The sequence below is a fragment of the Aeromonas sp. 600479 genome, assembly GCF_049175515.1.
Classification (GTDB): Bacteria; Pseudomonadota; Gammaproteobacteria; order Enterobacterales; family Aeromonadaceae; genus Aeromonas; species Aeromonas veronii_A.
In genome coordinates, this window is the sequence record NZ_JAAKVF010000008.1 from 93047 (window position 1) to 106934 (window position 13888).

Sequence of the window (13888 nt, forward strand, 5' to 3'; positions counted from 1 at the left end):
AGGCTGTCAAATCAGACCCGGCTCAGCTCCCCCAAGGGGATGGTCCGGGTCTTTTGTTAATCAACGACCAGGTTATCGAACATGATCAAGCTGCGTCCCATTATCTTCACCCTCGGGCTGGTGCTTTCCAAGCTGGCGCTCTTCATGTGGCTACCCACCTTGCTGGCACTGCTCACCGGGTCAGAGGGATTTGTCGAGTTTCTCAAGTCCGTGCTGATCACCCACGGCGCCGCCCTGCTCTGCCTCCACTACGGTCGTAAGGCGGATTTTCATCTGGGGGTGCGGGAGATGTTCCTGCTCACCACCTCGGTCTGGGTGGTTGCCTGCGCCTTCGGCGCCCTGCCGTTTGTTTTCATCACCCACATCAACTTCACCGACGCCTACTTCGAGACTATGTCGGGGGTGACCACCACAGGCTCTACCGTGCTCTCCGGCCTCGACAACATGGCCCACAGCATCCTGTTGTGGCGTTCCATCCTGCAGTGGCTGGGCGGAGTCGGCTTTATCGTGATGGCGGTTGCCGTACTGCCCTATCTCAACGTCGGCGGCATGAAGCTGTTCCAGACCGAGAGCTCGGACTGGTCAGACAAAAGCGCCCCGCGTGCCAAGACGGTCGCCAACAACATCGTTGTGGTCTATCTGGTGCTCTCCATGCTCTGCTTCATGGCCTACTGGGCCAGCGGCATGAATATGTTCGAGGCGATCAACCACGCCATGACCACCCTCAGTACCGGCGGCTACTCCACCTCCGATCAATCCATGTCCCACTTCTCCAACTCGGCACACTGGATTGGCACCCTGTTCATGTTCCTCGGCGGCCTGCCCTTTCTACTCTATGTGCAGAGCCTGAACCACAGGGACTACAGCCTGCTCAAGGATGCCCAGGTGCGCGGCTTCTTCTGGCTGGTGGTGTGGGTCACAGTCATCATGACCTTCTATCTGTGGGAGAGAGATCTGTTCGGCTTCTGGGATGCCCTGCGCATCAGCTGCTTCAACATCGTCTCGGTACTCACCACCACCGGCTATGGTCTTGGTGACTTCGGCACCTGGGGGCCGCTCGCCAGCATCGTCTTCATCGTGCTGCTGGCTCTTGGGGCCTGCTCTGGCTCCACTGCGGGCGGCCTCAAGATCTTCCGGGTACAAGTGGCCTTTGCCCTGTTCAAGAAGCAGATGCGCCAACTGATGCACCCTTCCGGCGTATTTCCCCAGAAGTACAACGGCCGGACAGTCAATGACGCCATCATCCGCTCAATGATCTCCTTCGTGCTGGCCTACTTCGCCATCATTCTGATGATAGCCGCACTGCTGGGCGCCATCGGGCTTGACCCCCTGACAGCCATATCCAGCTCCATCACCGCCGTTGCCAACGTCGGCCCGGGCATGGGCCCGGTGGTCGGCCCCAGCACCAACTTTGCCAGCCTGCCGGAATCGGCCAAATGGCTGCTGTCATTCGGCATGCTGCTGGGACGACTGGAGATCCTGACGGTCGCCGTGCTCTTCTTCCCCTCCTTCTGGCGCCAGTAACGCTCACCGTAAGCAAGCAAAAAGCCGCAGCGTTCACCCGCTGCGGCTTTTTTATCTCGTCCATCCCCACGACTTTCCCTCAACGCTCATCAGCCCCATTACCGGTGGCCTGAACGACCTCATCGGCATGGCCAGAGCGGATCACAAGCATAAAAAAACGGACCCAAACCAGAGGTTTGGGTCCGTTTATCAGTGAACCGTCAGCGGCCGCGAGGGCTGCCGAGACTCAACACATGGCATTAACCACGGCCAGAGCGCTTACGATCCAGCTCGGTCAGCAATTTCTTGCGGATACGGATGTTCTTCGGAGTCACTTCTACCAGTTCATCGTTATCGATGAACTCGAGAGCCTGTTCCAGAGTCATGCGGATCGGCGGAGTCAGAACCTGAGCTTCGTCGGTACCGGAGGCACGCATGTTGGTCAGCTGTTTGCCTTTCAGGCAGTTAACAGTCAGGTCGTTGGAACGGGAGTGAATACCGATCACCTGACCTTCGTACACTTCGGTCGCGTGACCGATGAACAGACGACCGCGGTCTTGCAGACCGAACAGGGCGTAAGTCAGTGCCTTACCGGTAGCGTTGGAGATCAGCACGCCGTTCTGACGCTCACCAATGCTGCCACCCTTGTGCGGACCATAGTGGTCGAAGGTGTGGTACAGCAGACCGGTACCTGAGGTCATGGTCATGAACTCGGTCTGGAAGCCGATCAGGCCACGGCTCGGGATCATGAAGTCCAGGCGGACACGACCCTTGCCATCCGGGGTCATGTTGGTCATTTCGCCTTTACGCAGACCCAGCTGCTCCATCACGGAACCTTGGTGCGCTTCTTCAACGTCCACAGTTACAGTTTCGAACGGTTCTTGCAGTTCGCCGTCAACGGTACGCAGGATTACTTCCGGACGGGATACCGCCAGCTCGTAACCTTCGCGACGCATGTTTTCGATCAGGATGGAGAGGTGCAGTTCACCACGACCGGATACACGGAACTTGTCCGGATCATCAGTCTCTTCCACGCGCAGGGCCACGTTGTGGACCAGCTCCTGGTTCAGACGCTCCAGAATGTTGCGGGAGGTCACGAACTTGCCCTCTTTACCGGCGAACGGTGAAGTGTTGACCTGGAAGGTCATGTTCACGGTCGGCTCGTCAACGGAGAGCGGCGGCAGGGCTTCAACGGCACCGTTGTCACAGATGGTGTCGGAGATTTTCAGCTCGCCCAGACCGGTGATAGCGATGATGTCACCCGCTTGCGCGTCGGCAACTTCAGTACGGGACAGACCCAGGTAACCCAGCACCTGACCGACTTTACCATTACGGGTCTTGCCGTCAGCACCAACGATGGTGACTTGCTGGTTGGTCTTGACGCGACCACGAGTGATGCGGCCGATACCGATAACGCCCACGTAGGAGTTGTAGTCCAGCTGGGAGATCTGCATCTGGAAACCACCTTCGGCATCAGCCTTCGGCGCTTCAACGTTGTCAACGATGGCCTGGAACAGGGGTTCCATGTTGTCGGACTCGACATCTTGATCCAGGGTGGCCCAACCGTTCAGTGCAGAGGCGTAAACAACTTTGAAATCCAGCTGTTCGTCAGTCGCGCCCAGGTTGTCGAACAGGTCGAATACCTGATCCATTACCCAGTCAGGACGAGCACCCGGACGGTCAACCTTGTTGATGACCACGATCGGCTTCAGACCCTGAGCGAACGCTTTCTGGGTCACGAAACGGGTTTGCGGCATCGGGCCGTCTACGGCGTCAACCAGCAGCAGCACGGAGTCAACCATGGACAGTACGCGCTCTACTTCACCACCGAAGTCGGCGTGACCCGGGGTATCAACGATGTTGATGCGGTAGTCATTCCAGCGGATCGCAGTGTTCTTGGCGAGAATGGTGATGCCACGTTCCCGTTCCAGATCATTGGAGTCCATGATCCGTTCCTGGCCTTCCGTGGAGCGGTCCAGGGTGCCGGACTGCTGCAGCAGCTTATCAACCAGAGTCGTTTTGCCGTGGTCAACGTGCGCAATAATCGCAATATTGCGTAAATTCTCTAACATTCTCGCCTCAATCACCGGGTAAAATTGGGCGCTAATTGTACTCTTGCCTTTGTGATCTGCCTAGCAGAATTGCAGTACATTCGCGCATAACAACAGATCTGGATCATAGACCTCTCTGACAAACCCTGCTTAGATGGGCGGTGACCGTATTTCGCGCACCATTACAGTGCACCAAAACGATCCACCATCGCACTAAATTGATGCAACGCGAGTCGAGATCGCCTGATTTTGGGGAGCATCTTCAGCGAGATTGCCCTGAAATCAAGCTGTCACAAACTTGGCACGATACTGGCTTATGTGAATACGACGACGCATTCACCCAGAGAGTTTTAACACCGGAGGTTACTTAGCATGTCAGCCCAGAACGTTTTGGCCCTGATCCAGGAACACGAAGTCAAGTTTGTTGATCTGCGCTTTACCGACACCAAGGGTAAAGAGCAGCATGTATCCATCCCTGCTCACCAGGTTGATGAAGATTTCTTCGAAGACGGCAAGATGTTCGATGGTTCCTCCATCGGCGGCTGGAAGGGCATCAACGAATCCGACATGGTACTGATGCCGGACGCAGCCTCCGCCAAGCTGGACCCGTTCACCGAAGAGACCACCCTGAACATCGTTTGTGACGTACTGGAGCCTGCCACCATGCAGGGCTACGACCGCGATCCACGCTCCATCGCCAAGCGTGCAGAAGATTTCCTGAAGTCCAGCGGCATCGCTGACACCGTGCTGTTCGGGCCGGAGCCGGAATTCTTCATGTTCGACAACATCACCTTCTCCAACACCATGGGCCACAGCTTCGTGAAAATCGAATCTGAAGAAGCCGCATGGAACTCCGGCACTGCCTATGAGCATGGCAACAAGGGTCACCGTCCGTTCGTGAAAGGCGGTTACTTCCCGGTTGCACCGGTCGACTCCTCCCAGGATATCCGTGCCGCCATGTGTCTGGTGCTGGAAGAGATGGGCCAGGTCGTTGAAGCTCACCACCACGAAGTGGCCACTGCCGGTCAGAACGAAATCGCTACCCGCTTCAACACTCTTACGCTGAAAGCAGATGAAGTACAGGTACTGAAGTACGTGATCCACAACGTGGCCCACGCCTACAACAAGACCGTCACCTTCATGCCGAAACCCATGTTCGGTGACAACGGCTCCGGCATGCACTGCCACCAGTCTCTGGCCAAGAACGGCGTCAACCTGTTCGCCGGGGACCTGTATGGCGGTCTGTCCGAGATGGCGCTGCACTACATTGGCGGTATCATCAAGCACGCCAAGGCCATCAACGCCTTCGCCAACCCGACCACCAACTCCTACAAGCGTCTGGTTCCGGGTTATGAAGCCCCTGTCATGCTGGCTTACTCTGCCCGCAACCGTTCTGCCTCCATCCGTATCCCGGTGGTACCGAGCCCGAAAGCTCGTCGTATCGAAGTGCGCTTCCCGGATCCGGCTGCCAACCCGTACCTGGCCTTCGCTGCCCAGCTGATGGCCGGTCTGGACGGTATCATCAACAAGATCCATCCGGGCGATGCCATGGACAAGAACTTGTACGACCTGCCGCCGGAAGAGGCTGCAGAAGTACCGACCGTTGCCGGTTCTCTGGACGAAGCACTGGCTGCTCTGGATGCTGACCGCGAGTTCCTGACCCGTGGCGGCGTGTTCAGCGATGACTTCATCAACTCCTATCTGGAACTGAAACAGCAGGATGTTGACCGTGTGCGCATGACTCCGCACCCGCTGGAGTTCGAACTGTACTACTCCGTCTAAGTCGCAGCAGACAGCCCATTTAGATTGGGGCAGCTTGCCGAATCGTGACAAAACCCGCCAGATGGCGGGTTTTTTCTCTGATAGGATTAAGCAAGATACCGTCAAGGAGAGATGGATGAACAAGATACATGGCATAGGAGCAATTACCCTCCTGTTACTGACCTCATTCAGTACTCATGCGGCCAAGGTCTACTCCTGGGTCGATGGCAATGGCATTACCCACTACACGGATGCCCCTCCTCCCGGCAAAAACGTAAAGGAGGTGGATCTGCGGGCTGCTCCCCTGCTGGGTAGCGCCCCCAGCTCGGTACAGGTAGACAACTTCAACAGCCTGACTGGCGCCGATGTCAAGAAGGAGCAGGAGGCGGCCAAACTGGTGATCGAGCTGCTCTCCCCTGAACAGGGCAGCACCCTGCGCGACAACACAGGCAATATCGTCTTTCAGGGTCAAATCAGCCCCAAACCGCCAACCCAGTATGATGTGCGCCTGACTCTGGATGGCAAGGCAGCCCCCATCGTCAGCAACAGCCTCTCTATCCGGGTCGAAAATGTCGATCGCGGTGCCCACGAAGCTCAGCTCGAGCTGCTCGCCAAAGACGGTACGATCCTTGCTAAATCTACACCAGTCACCTTTTACCTGCATAGAGCGACCGTGACTCCGGCTCCCAAACCCACCCCCAAAGCCAACCAAGGGTGATATAGCGCACCGATGCGGGTAAACTCTATGCACCATATCGGTGCATAATAGGTGTGTAGCACCGTTTTAGGGAGAAACCTGTGCCAACCCGCTCGGACAACGCCAAAACACTCTTGGATAATTTGCTGACCGCCGTGATCCTGATGGATGAACGGCTCTGCATCCAGTTCGTCAACCCGGCGGCTGAACAGCTGCTCTCCCTCAGTGAACGCCGGCTGATCGGCATCGAACTGCCTCATCTGCTGGAACATATCTCCCTCGATTTGCAACGGCTCAAGCAGTGCCTCGTTTCAGGGCAAGGCTTTACCGATAGCGAAGTGACTCTGGTGGTAGAGGGAGAACCGCGACTGGTGGAGCTGAGCGCTACCCCCATGGCCGACCACGAACAGCGTCTGCTGGTCGTGGAGCTGCGCAAGATCGACCAGCAGAAGAAGATCAGTCAGGAGCAGCAGCAACATGCCCAGCAGCTGGCGGCCAAGGAGCTGGTGCGCGGCCTGGCACACGAAATCAAGAATCCCCTCGGCGGCCTGCGTGGCGCGGCCCAGCTGCTGCAAAAAGAGCTGCCCGACCCGGCGCTGCGCGAATATACCGGCATCATCATCGAACAGGCCGATCGGCTGCGGGTACTGGTCGATCGCCTGCTCGGCCCCCAGCGCCCCGGCCGTCACCAGATGCACAATGTCCATTCGGTACTGGAACAGGTACGCCGACTGGTGGAGCTCGAACTCCCTCCCTCTGTTCGCATCGAGCGGGATTACGATCCCAGCATCCCCGAATTCGAGATGGAGCCGGATCAGCTGCAGCAGGCGTTTCTCAACATAGTGCGCAACGCCGCCGAAGCACTGGGCGATCAGACCGGGCTTATCCGTATCAAGACCCGCACCGCGTTCCAGATCACCATCCACGGCCAGCGCTACCGGCTGGCGGCGGAGATCAAGATCATCGACAACGGCCCCGGCATTCCCGATGCCATTCGCGACACCCTGTTCTACCCCATGATCACCGGCAAGGAGGGGGGAACCGGGCTCGGCCTCTCCATCGCCCAGAACCTGATCGACCAGCACAAGGGGCGGATTGACTGCATCAGCTGGCCGGGTCACACCGAATTCACCATTTTTCTACCGCTTCGCAAGTAAGGGAACCCCATGACCGCCAAAGTGTGGATCGTCGATGACGACAGTTCTATCCGCTGGGTGCTGGAGCGCACTCTCGGCAGCGAAGGCTTCAACTGCGAGAGCTTTGCCGATGGCGAAGCCCTGCTGCACGCCCTTGAGCTGCGATCGCCCGATGTCATCCTCTCCGATATCCGGATGCCCGGCATCGATGGTTTGAGCCTGCTGGAGCAGATCCACCGCCGTCAGGCCGATCTGCCCATCATCATCATGACCGCCCACTCGGATCTCGACAGTGCGGTCAACGCCTACCAGCGCGGCGCCTTCGAGTACCTGCCCAAACCGTTCGACATCGACGAAGCCGTGACCCTGGTGCGCCGCGCCGAGAATCATCTCAAGGAGCAGCGCACCAAGCGCAAGTCTCGTCAGCAAGAAGCCACCGCCACTCCCGAAATCATCGGTGAGGCACCGGCGATGCAGGAGGTGTTCCGCGCCATAGGCCGCCTGTCACGCTCCAGCATCTCGGTGCTGATCAACGGTCAGAGCGGTACCGGCAAGGAGCTGGTCGCCCACGCCCTGCACAAGCACAGCCCGCGCGCCCACAAGAACTTTATCGCCCTCAACATGGCGGCTATCCCGAAAGATCTCATCGAATCCGAGCTGTTCGGTCACGAGAAGGGGGCCTTCACCGGCGCCAACAACATCCGCCACGGCCGCTTCGAGCAGGCCGACGGTGGCACCCTGTTTCTCGACGAGATCGGTGACATGCCGCTGGATGTGCAGACTCGGCTGCTGCGGGTCTTGGCCGATGGCCAGTTCTACCGGGTCGGTGGCCACCAGCCGGTGCAGGTGGATGTACGGATCATCGCCGCCACCCACCAGAATCTGGAGAAACGGGTCGCCGATGGCGAGTTTCGCGAGGATCTGTTCCACCGTCTCAACGTCATCCGCATCCACATCCCCGCCCTCAAGGAGCGCCGTGAGGACATCCCCCAGCTGGCACGTCACTTCCTGCTGCGCGCCGCCAAAGAGCTGAACGTCGAGGCCAAGAGCCTGCACCCGGATACCCAGGCCTATATCAGCCGCCTGCCCTGGCCGGGCAACGTGCGCCAGCTGGAGAACGTCTGCCGCTGGCTTACCGTGATGGCCTCGGGGCAAGAAGTGCTGGTCGGCGACCTGCCTGCCGAGCTGCTCACTCCCATCACCCACAACGCCGAACCGGGCCAACCGGCGTTGCCCGGTTGCTGGCAGCAACAGTTGCAAGAGTGGGTGGCCAGCAAGCTGGCGCTGGGAGAGACAGACATCCTGGCAGATGCCATGCCTCAGTTCGAACGGATCATGCTGGAAACGGCGCTGGAACACACCCACGGCCACAAGCAGGAGGCGGCGCGCCTGCTCGGTTGGGGTCGCAACACCCTGACCCGCAAGCTGAAGGAACTCGATCTCTCCTGAGTCCCGGGGAAAAACGATTCCCATCACGCCCTGACAAATCACCGCCCGCCAGAACCCCGTTTAACGATAAACGGGGTATCTTTTTTGAAAGCCCCGCCTAGAATGGCAGGCTTTCAAACCTGACTCGACGAGGGCGCCCCCATGATTGACAGATCTCTCCCCCTGACCGACCTGCACCGCCATCTGGACGGCAACATCCGCCCGCAAACCATCCTCGAGCTGGGTCGCCAACACAACATTCAGTTGCCCGCCTTCGAGCTGGAGGCGCTGCGCCCCCACGTACAGATTGTCGAGAACGAGCCGAGCCTGGTCGCCTTCCTGAAGAAGCTGGACTGGGGTGTTGCCGTGCTGGCCGACTATGATGCCTGCCGCCGGGTCGCCTACGAGAACGTGGAAGATCTGCTGCGCGCCGGTATCGACTATGCCGAACTGCGTTTCAGTCCGGCCTATATGGCGATGGCCCACAAGCTGCACCCGCAGGGCGTGGTAGAAGCCATCATCGACGGCGTGGCCGCGGGCAGCCGCGATTTCGGTATCAAGACCAACCTGATCGGCATCATGAGCCGCACCTTCGGCACCGAGCAGTGCAATCGGGAGCTGGCCGCCTGTCTGGCCCACCGCGACAAGCTGGTCGCCATCGATCTGGCCGGTGACGAGCTGGGTTTCCCGGGGGAACTCTTTGTCGATCACTTCCGTCAGGTGCGCGATGCAGGCATGCGCGTCACCGTACACGCAGGTGAAGCCGCTGGCCCCGAGAGCATGTGGCAAGCCATTCGCGAGCTGGGCGCCGAGCGTATCGGCCACGGCGTCAAAGCGATTCAGGATCCGGCCCTGATGGCCTATCTGGCCGAGCACCGCATCGGCATCGAAGCCTGCCTCACCTCCAACGTCCAGACCACCACGGTGGCGAGCCTGACCGAACACCCGATCCGCCAGTTCCTGGCCGCTGGCGTGCTGGCTTGCCTCAACACCGACGATCCGGCGGTGGAAGGGATCGACCTGCCCCACGAATATGAAGTGGCCGCTCCGGCCGCCGGCATGGCCGCGAGCGAAATCCGCACCGCCCAGCAGAACGGCCTGACCCTGGCCTTCCTGAGCGATAGCGAGAAAGCCGAGCTGAGCGCCCGCGCCGCCAGCCGCTGATTAACACCGGCAGTGCAAATAACAACGGCCCACTTCGGTGGGCCGTTTGTGTTGCGGATTTCTGATGATTGGTAAGCACTGGGCCAACTGACAGATAGCAAAAGGCCCAAACCGTGTTTGGGCCTTTTGCTGATGGCGATGCAGGGGAAAACTACTCCCGCTCCTTATCTCGCTCCAGCGCCCGCTCAACCAGGGGCTCGGGCAGGCTCTTGGTCACCTCAACCCCCAGCTCGCGGAAACGCTCGACCTGCGCAATCAGGTTGCCACGGCCGTTGACCAGCCGCCCCATCGCCTTGTCGTAGCTCTCCTGCGCCTTGTGCAGGCTGCCGCCCATCTGCTGCATCTCCTCGACAAACAGCCGCAGCTTTTCGTAGAGGCGACCGGCCCGTTCGGCAATCTGGCGGGCATTCTGGTTCTGCCGCTCGTAGCGCCACAGGTTCTCGATGGTGCGCAGCGCCACCATGAGATTGGTGGGGCTCACCAGCAGGATGTTGTTGTCGAGACCATAACGCACCAGCGAAGGATCGGCCTCCATCGCACTGAGGAAGGCGGGCTCCACCGCCACGAACATCAGCACATAGTCGAGGGTACGCACACCGGGCAACTGCTGATAATCCTTGCGGCCCAGCTCGCGGATGTGGTTGCGCACCGAGGCGACGTGCTCCTTGAGCGCCACAGCCTTCTCCAGCTCGTCCCCGGCGTTATACCAGCGCTCGTAGGCGGTCAGCGACACCTTGGCGTCGATGATGATGTCTTTTTCCTGCGGCAGGTGGACAATCACATCGGGCTGGTAGCGCTTGCCCTTCTCCACCTCGATATTGACCTGGGTGTGGTACTCGTGGCCCTCGCGCAGGCCGCATTCGCTGAGGATCCGCGCCAACACCACTTCCCCCCAATTGCCCTGTTGCTTGCTGTCGCCCTTGAGGGCGCGGGTCAGCGCCGCCGCCTCCTCGGTCATGCGGGCATTGAGCTCGGCGAGGCGCTCCAGCTCGAACTTGAGGCTGTGGCGCTGGGCCGTCTCCTGGGCGTGGGTCTCCCCCACCTGACGACGAAAGCCCTCGAGCTGCTCCTTGAGTGGCGTGAGCAGCAGATCGAGGCTGTTCTGGTTGAGTTCACGGAAGTTGCCGGAGTTTTGCTCGAAGATCCGGTTGGCAAGGTTCTCGAACTGCTGGCTGAGGCGCTGCTCCGCCTCCTGTTGCAGTTGCAGCTTCTCGGCGGCAGCCAGCCGCTCGCTGCGCAGGGTCGCTTCCGCATCCTTGAGTCGGGCGGTGAGTTTGATGAGCAGGGTCTGCTGCTGATCCAGCTTCTGCTGGCCCTGCATGCGCTCATCCTGCAACTCGTCGAAGCGATCCTGCAACGCTTGATGCCGCTCCTGCGCCAGCATCAGCTCCTGAGCCTGTGCCGTGGCGGCCCGTCGCCCGATCAGCCAGCCAAGCCCGAGGGCCAGCACGGCGGCTGGCAGCAGGATGACCCAGAGCCCGGGCTCGATCATTTACGGCTCCGCTGGCGCAGGAAGAGTTCGAGATAGCGGTTGGCCAGCAGCCAGAGCAGCACGTAGATGAGGTAGGCGGCGAGCACCACCCACTTGTGGCTGTTAACCCCGGTATCGAGCTCGACGAACTCGATGCCCTTGATGCGGCAGTAGCCCCACATCAGCAGGGGAAAGATATAGAGCAGGGACGAACGCCAGAGAAATAGCCACATATGTTTTCATTCAACCACGTAAAAAGACCCGCCTAGCTTACACAAGGGCAACTGCGCTTGCGATCCTGACAGCCGCTATTCTCTGGCCTGCTTCCCGAAACTTCGATAAAATTAACCCCTAATAGGTATAAGGGGCGAGCATGACTCACTATTTCCTCCGTTGGCTGACACAAGGTTGGCAAGCTTCCCGCAAGCCCGCAGTGGTTTGCCATGAAGCGCGCCCGCCATGGGCCATCGAGGAGTCCCAGTACCTCTCCCTCTGCAGCCGCTGTGGCGAGTGTTTCAAGGCCTGCCCGCGCGGTCTGCTCAAACCGGCCACCCAGGAGGAGTACGAGGGGAGCCCCATCGCCGGTACGCCGGTACTCGATCTCGCCTGTGGCCAGTGCAGCTACTGCGGCAGCTGCGCCAGAGCCTGTCCCACCGGCGCCCTCGACCTGCAGCTGGGTCGTCAGGTGCAGACCCGGGTCCAGATTGAAGAGAGCTGTCAGGCACGGCAGGGCTTCTACTGCCTGCTCTGTGAAGATGCCTGTCCCCAGCAGGCGATCAAGGCCACAGCCGACGGTATCAACGTCAATATGGATGCCTGCAATGGCTGCGGCGCCTGTGGCCTCGCCTGTCTGCACGGCGCCATCACCCTGATCCGCCAGCCGGGCAGTCGTTAAAACCACCTGCGTACAAAAGCAAAAGGGGCCATCAGGCCCCTTCTATATCTGTTCTTGTTTTCTACCAGTCAGGCCATCGCCAGAATGGACTCCTGCTCAATGCCCAGCAGGTGACAGAGACGGGTCGGGTCGCGCACCGCATCAGCCAGGGTGTACTCACCCAGCACTTCGAGGAAGGCGTTCATGGCGCGGCGCAAAATGCCCTGAATGCGGCAGCCACCGGAGAGACGGCAGTTCTCGCGCTTGCAGTCGACCGGACAGAGCACGTGCTCCATGTCCATCACCACATCGCGCAGGTTGATGGAGACCGCGGAGCGACCGAGGCGGATGCCACCGTGCTTGCCACGCACCGTCTCGATGTACCCCTTGATGCCGAGCTGGTGCACTATCTTGACCACGTGGTTGCGAGAGATGCCGAAGGTATCGGCCACTTCGGTAATGGTCGACAGGCGATCGCCCGGCTGCACCGCCAGGAAGGTCAGGGTACGCAGGGCGTAGTCGGTAAATCGTGTCAGTTGCATGGTCGCACTTGCCTCTTACTACAAGCCAGGAATCAGGACGACAACATTGAGCTAAGAGGCAGGAGACAACCGGTTTGCCTCTGTTCGCCATTGGTTCGCCATTGGTTCGCCAGAGGGTGGGCCTGTCTCTTAATCTGAGTTGCGGAGTCACAGGTTAAGAGCAGCACAACCGGGTGTCGATGAAGATGCACATAAATCGACACTTTCTTTGATTGATCGCAAACTTGCCGGGTTAGCCGGGCGTTTGCCCGCTTTATGGCGGGTAAATCTCCCGAATAGTCCCCCTCGTCAAGCCCCTTCGACCAGCAGTCATATGGCCTGCGAACCGCCCCTCAATCGACCAGTAGAGAGGTGGTTCAGTGGGGCTGTTTCAGCCAGTTTTTCAGCGCGACCGAGGGGATGGAACTCTCGGAGGCGACGGCAAACGCGCCCCAGTCCACCGCACACTGCAACGCATCCTTGATCGCCATGCCTCGTGCCAGACCATGGATCAAGCCGCCAGCGAAAGCATCCCCTGCCCCCGTGGTATCAACCACTGAAACCGGCCGGGCGGCGACCCTGATCTGCTCCTCGCCATGGATGGCCACTGCGCCCGCCTTGCCTTCGGTCAACACCAACCATTCGAGCTGATCCCCCGCCAACTGGCGGGCATGTTGCCAGGGGTCGCTCACCTCGCCGAGATCGGAGCGGGAGGCCACCAGCACATGGCAGGGACGGCGCGCTTGGCCGCCCTTGGGATACTGGGCCACCACGAAGCTCTTGCCGAGCATCTGGCGCATGTAGCTGATGATGGCGGTGCCGGGATAGTTCACGTAGAGGCAGTCGATCCCCTCCTGTGGCAGATCACCGGGCAGATCGGGACGACGGGGACGGCGAAGTATGGTGCGCTCGCCGGTGGAGTCAACCAGGATCAGCAACTCGCCGGTCTCGCCGCCAAAGCGCTCCACATGGCTGCAATCCAGCCCGTAACCGGCCGCCTGCTCCAGCAGCCAGTCGCCGGTCTCGTCCAGCCCGATGCGTGAGGCAATGGTCACCTCGTGACCCGCCCACACCAGCCCGATGCCGGTATTGGCGGCACCACCTCCCAGCCTGCGTCCCTGATCCACGTATTGCAGCCGGGCCCCCGCCACCAGCGGCTCGGAGAGGGAGAGCACATGATCACAGTTGAGATTGGCAAGCAGCAGAATACGGGACATAGAGACCTCGGACGATGGATATAGCCCAAAAGAGACAGGCTGAACCCCGAGTAGAGCCCAGCCTG

The 13888-nt window shown here is 59.9% G+C and carries 12 protein-coding genes; 7 read left to right on the top strand and 5 right to left on the bottom strand.

Going from position 1 to position 13888, the window contains the following annotated elements; translation table 11 throughout:
- Positions 1-81: 81 nt before the first annotated feature.
- Positions 82-1524: a TrkH family potassium uptake protein gene (locus G5149_RS10715; protein WP_421212417.1), complete on the top strand. Its 1443-nt coding sequence runs from the start codon at positions 82-84 to the stop codon at positions 1522-1524.
- A gap of 239 nt (positions 1525-1763) precedes the next feature.
- On the opposite strand, the gene typA is transcribed toward G5149_RS10715, so the two are convergent.
- Positions 1764-3575: a translational GTPase TypA gene (typA, locus tag G5149_RS10720; protein ID WP_421212418.1), complete on the bottom strand. Its 1812-nt coding sequence runs from the start codon at positions 3573-3575 to the stop codon at positions 1764-1766.
- A 351-nt stretch (positions 3576-3926) separates the two neighbouring features.
- Here typA and glnA point away from each other — a divergent pair, with 351 nt between their 5' ends.
- From glnA to add, 5 genes are all read left to right on the top strand, one after another.
- The gene (gene glnA / locus G5149_RS10725) at positions 3927-5336 is read left to right on the top strand and encodes a glutamate--ammonia ligase (RefSeq protein WP_005339672.1); all 1410 of its coding nucleotides are present in this window, start codon (positions 3927-3929) and stop codon (positions 5334-5336) included.
- 115 nt (positions 5337-5451) lie between these two features.
- Positions 5452-6033, top strand: a complete 582-nt coding sequence (locus tag G5149_RS10730; protein ID WP_421212419.1) for a DUF4124 domain-containing protein — start codon at positions 5452-5454, stop codon at positions 6031-6033.
- 80 nt (positions 6034-6113) lie between these two features.
- On the top strand, positions 6114-7169 hold the full coding sequence (gene glnL / locus G5149_RS10735) for a nitrogen regulation protein NR(II) (protein WP_005356202.1): 1056 nt from the start codon (positions 6114-6116) through the stop codon (positions 7167-7169).
- Positions 7170-7178: 9 nt separating this feature from the next.
- A complete protein-coding gene (gene glnG / locus G5149_RS10740) occupies positions 7179-8597 on the top strand; it encodes a nitrogen regulation protein NR(I) (RefSeq protein WP_005339666.1) in 1419 nt (472 codons plus the stop codon).
- A 141-nt stretch (positions 8598-8738) separates the two neighbouring features.
- Complete coding sequence (gene add, locus G5149_RS10745; RefSeq protein WP_421212420.1) at positions 8739-9740, top strand: adenosine deaminase; 1002 nt, start codon at positions 8739-8741, stop codon at positions 9738-9740.
- 151 nt (positions 9741-9891) lie between these two features.
- On the opposite strand, the gene rmuC is transcribed toward add, so the two are convergent.
- Positions 9892-11232 (bottom strand): DNA recombination protein RmuC, encoded by a 1341-nt coding sequence (gene rmuC / locus G5149_RS10750; protein ID WP_421212421.1) that lies wholly within the window; start codon positions 11230-11232, stop codon positions 9892-9894.
- Positions 11229-11444, bottom strand: coding sequence for a hypothetical protein (locus tag G5149_RS10755; RefSeq protein WP_033114762.1), 216 nt, complete (start codon positions 11442-11444; stop codon positions 11229-11231). Before G5149_RS10755 ends, rmuC begins: the two co-directional genes overlap by 4 nt.
- Positions 11445-11584: 140 nt before the next feature.
- On the opposite strand from G5149_RS10755, the gene G5149_RS10760 reads away from it, so the two are divergent.
- Positions 11585-12106, top strand: coding sequence for a ferredoxin-type protein NapF (locus G5149_RS10760; RefSeq protein ID WP_216947716.1), 522 nt, complete (start codon positions 11585-11587; stop codon positions 12104-12106).
- Positions 12107-12174: 68 nt separating this feature from the next.
- On the opposite strand, the gene G5149_RS10765 is transcribed toward G5149_RS10760, so the two are convergent.
- Both G5149_RS10765 and G5149_RS10770 read right to left on the bottom strand, forming a co-directional pair.
- Positions 12175-12627: an Rrf2 family transcriptional regulator gene (locus G5149_RS10765; protein WP_005341983.1), complete on the bottom strand. Its 453-nt coding sequence runs from the start codon at positions 12625-12627 to the stop codon at positions 12175-12177.
- Between the two features lie 356 nt (positions 12628-12983).
- Positions 12984-13823 carry a PfkB family carbohydrate kinase gene (locus G5149_RS10770; protein ID WP_216952307.1) on the bottom strand — a complete coding sequence of 280 codons (840 nt, stop codon included), beginning with the start codon at positions 13821-13823 and terminating at the stop codon, positions 12984-12986.
- Between the last annotated feature and the right edge of the window lie 65 nt (positions 13824-13888).

Bases quoted from the DNA above. Each gene is read 5' to 3' on its own strand.
- G5149_RS10715 (WP_421212417.1), top strand. From the start codon at position 82: ATGATCAAGCTGCGTCCCATTATCTTCACCCTCGGGCTGGTGCTTTCC.
- typA (WP_421212418.1), bottom strand. From the start codon at position 3,575: ATGTTAGAGAATTTACGCAATATTGCGATTATTGCGCACGTTGACCAC.
- glnA (WP_005339672.1), top strand. From the start codon at position 3,927: ATGTCAGCCCAGAACGTTTTGGCCCTGATCCAGGAACACGAAGTCAAG.
- G5149_RS10730 (WP_421212419.1), top strand. From the start codon at position 5,452: ATGAACAAGATACATGGCATAGGAGCAATTACCCTCCTGTTACTGACC.
- glnG (WP_005339666.1), top strand. From the start codon at position 7,179: ATGACCGCCAAAGTGTGGATCGTCGATGACGACAGTTCTATCCGCTGG.
- add (WP_421212420.1), top strand. From the start codon at position 8,739: ATGATTGACAGATCTCTCCCCCTGACCGACCTGCACCGCCATCTGGAC.
- rmuC (WP_421212421.1), bottom strand. From the start codon at position 11,232: ATGATCGAGCCCGGGCTCTGGGTCATCCTGCTGCCAGCCGCCGTGCTG.
- G5149_RS10755 (WP_033114762.1), bottom strand. From the start codon at position 11,444: ATGTGGCTATTTCTCTGGCGTTCGTCCCTGCTCTATATCTTTCCCCTG.
- G5149_RS10760 (WP_216947716.1), top strand. From the start codon at position 11,585: ATGACTCACTATTTCCTCCGTTGGCTGACACAAGGTTGGCAAGCTTCC.
- G5149_RS10765 (WP_005341983.1), bottom strand. From the start codon at position 12,627: ATGCAACTGACACGATTTACCGACTACGCCCTGCGTACCCTGACCTTC.
- G5149_RS10770 (WP_216952307.1), bottom strand. From the start codon at position 13,823: ATGTCCCGTATTCTGCTGCTTGCCAATCTCAACTGTGATCATGTGCTC.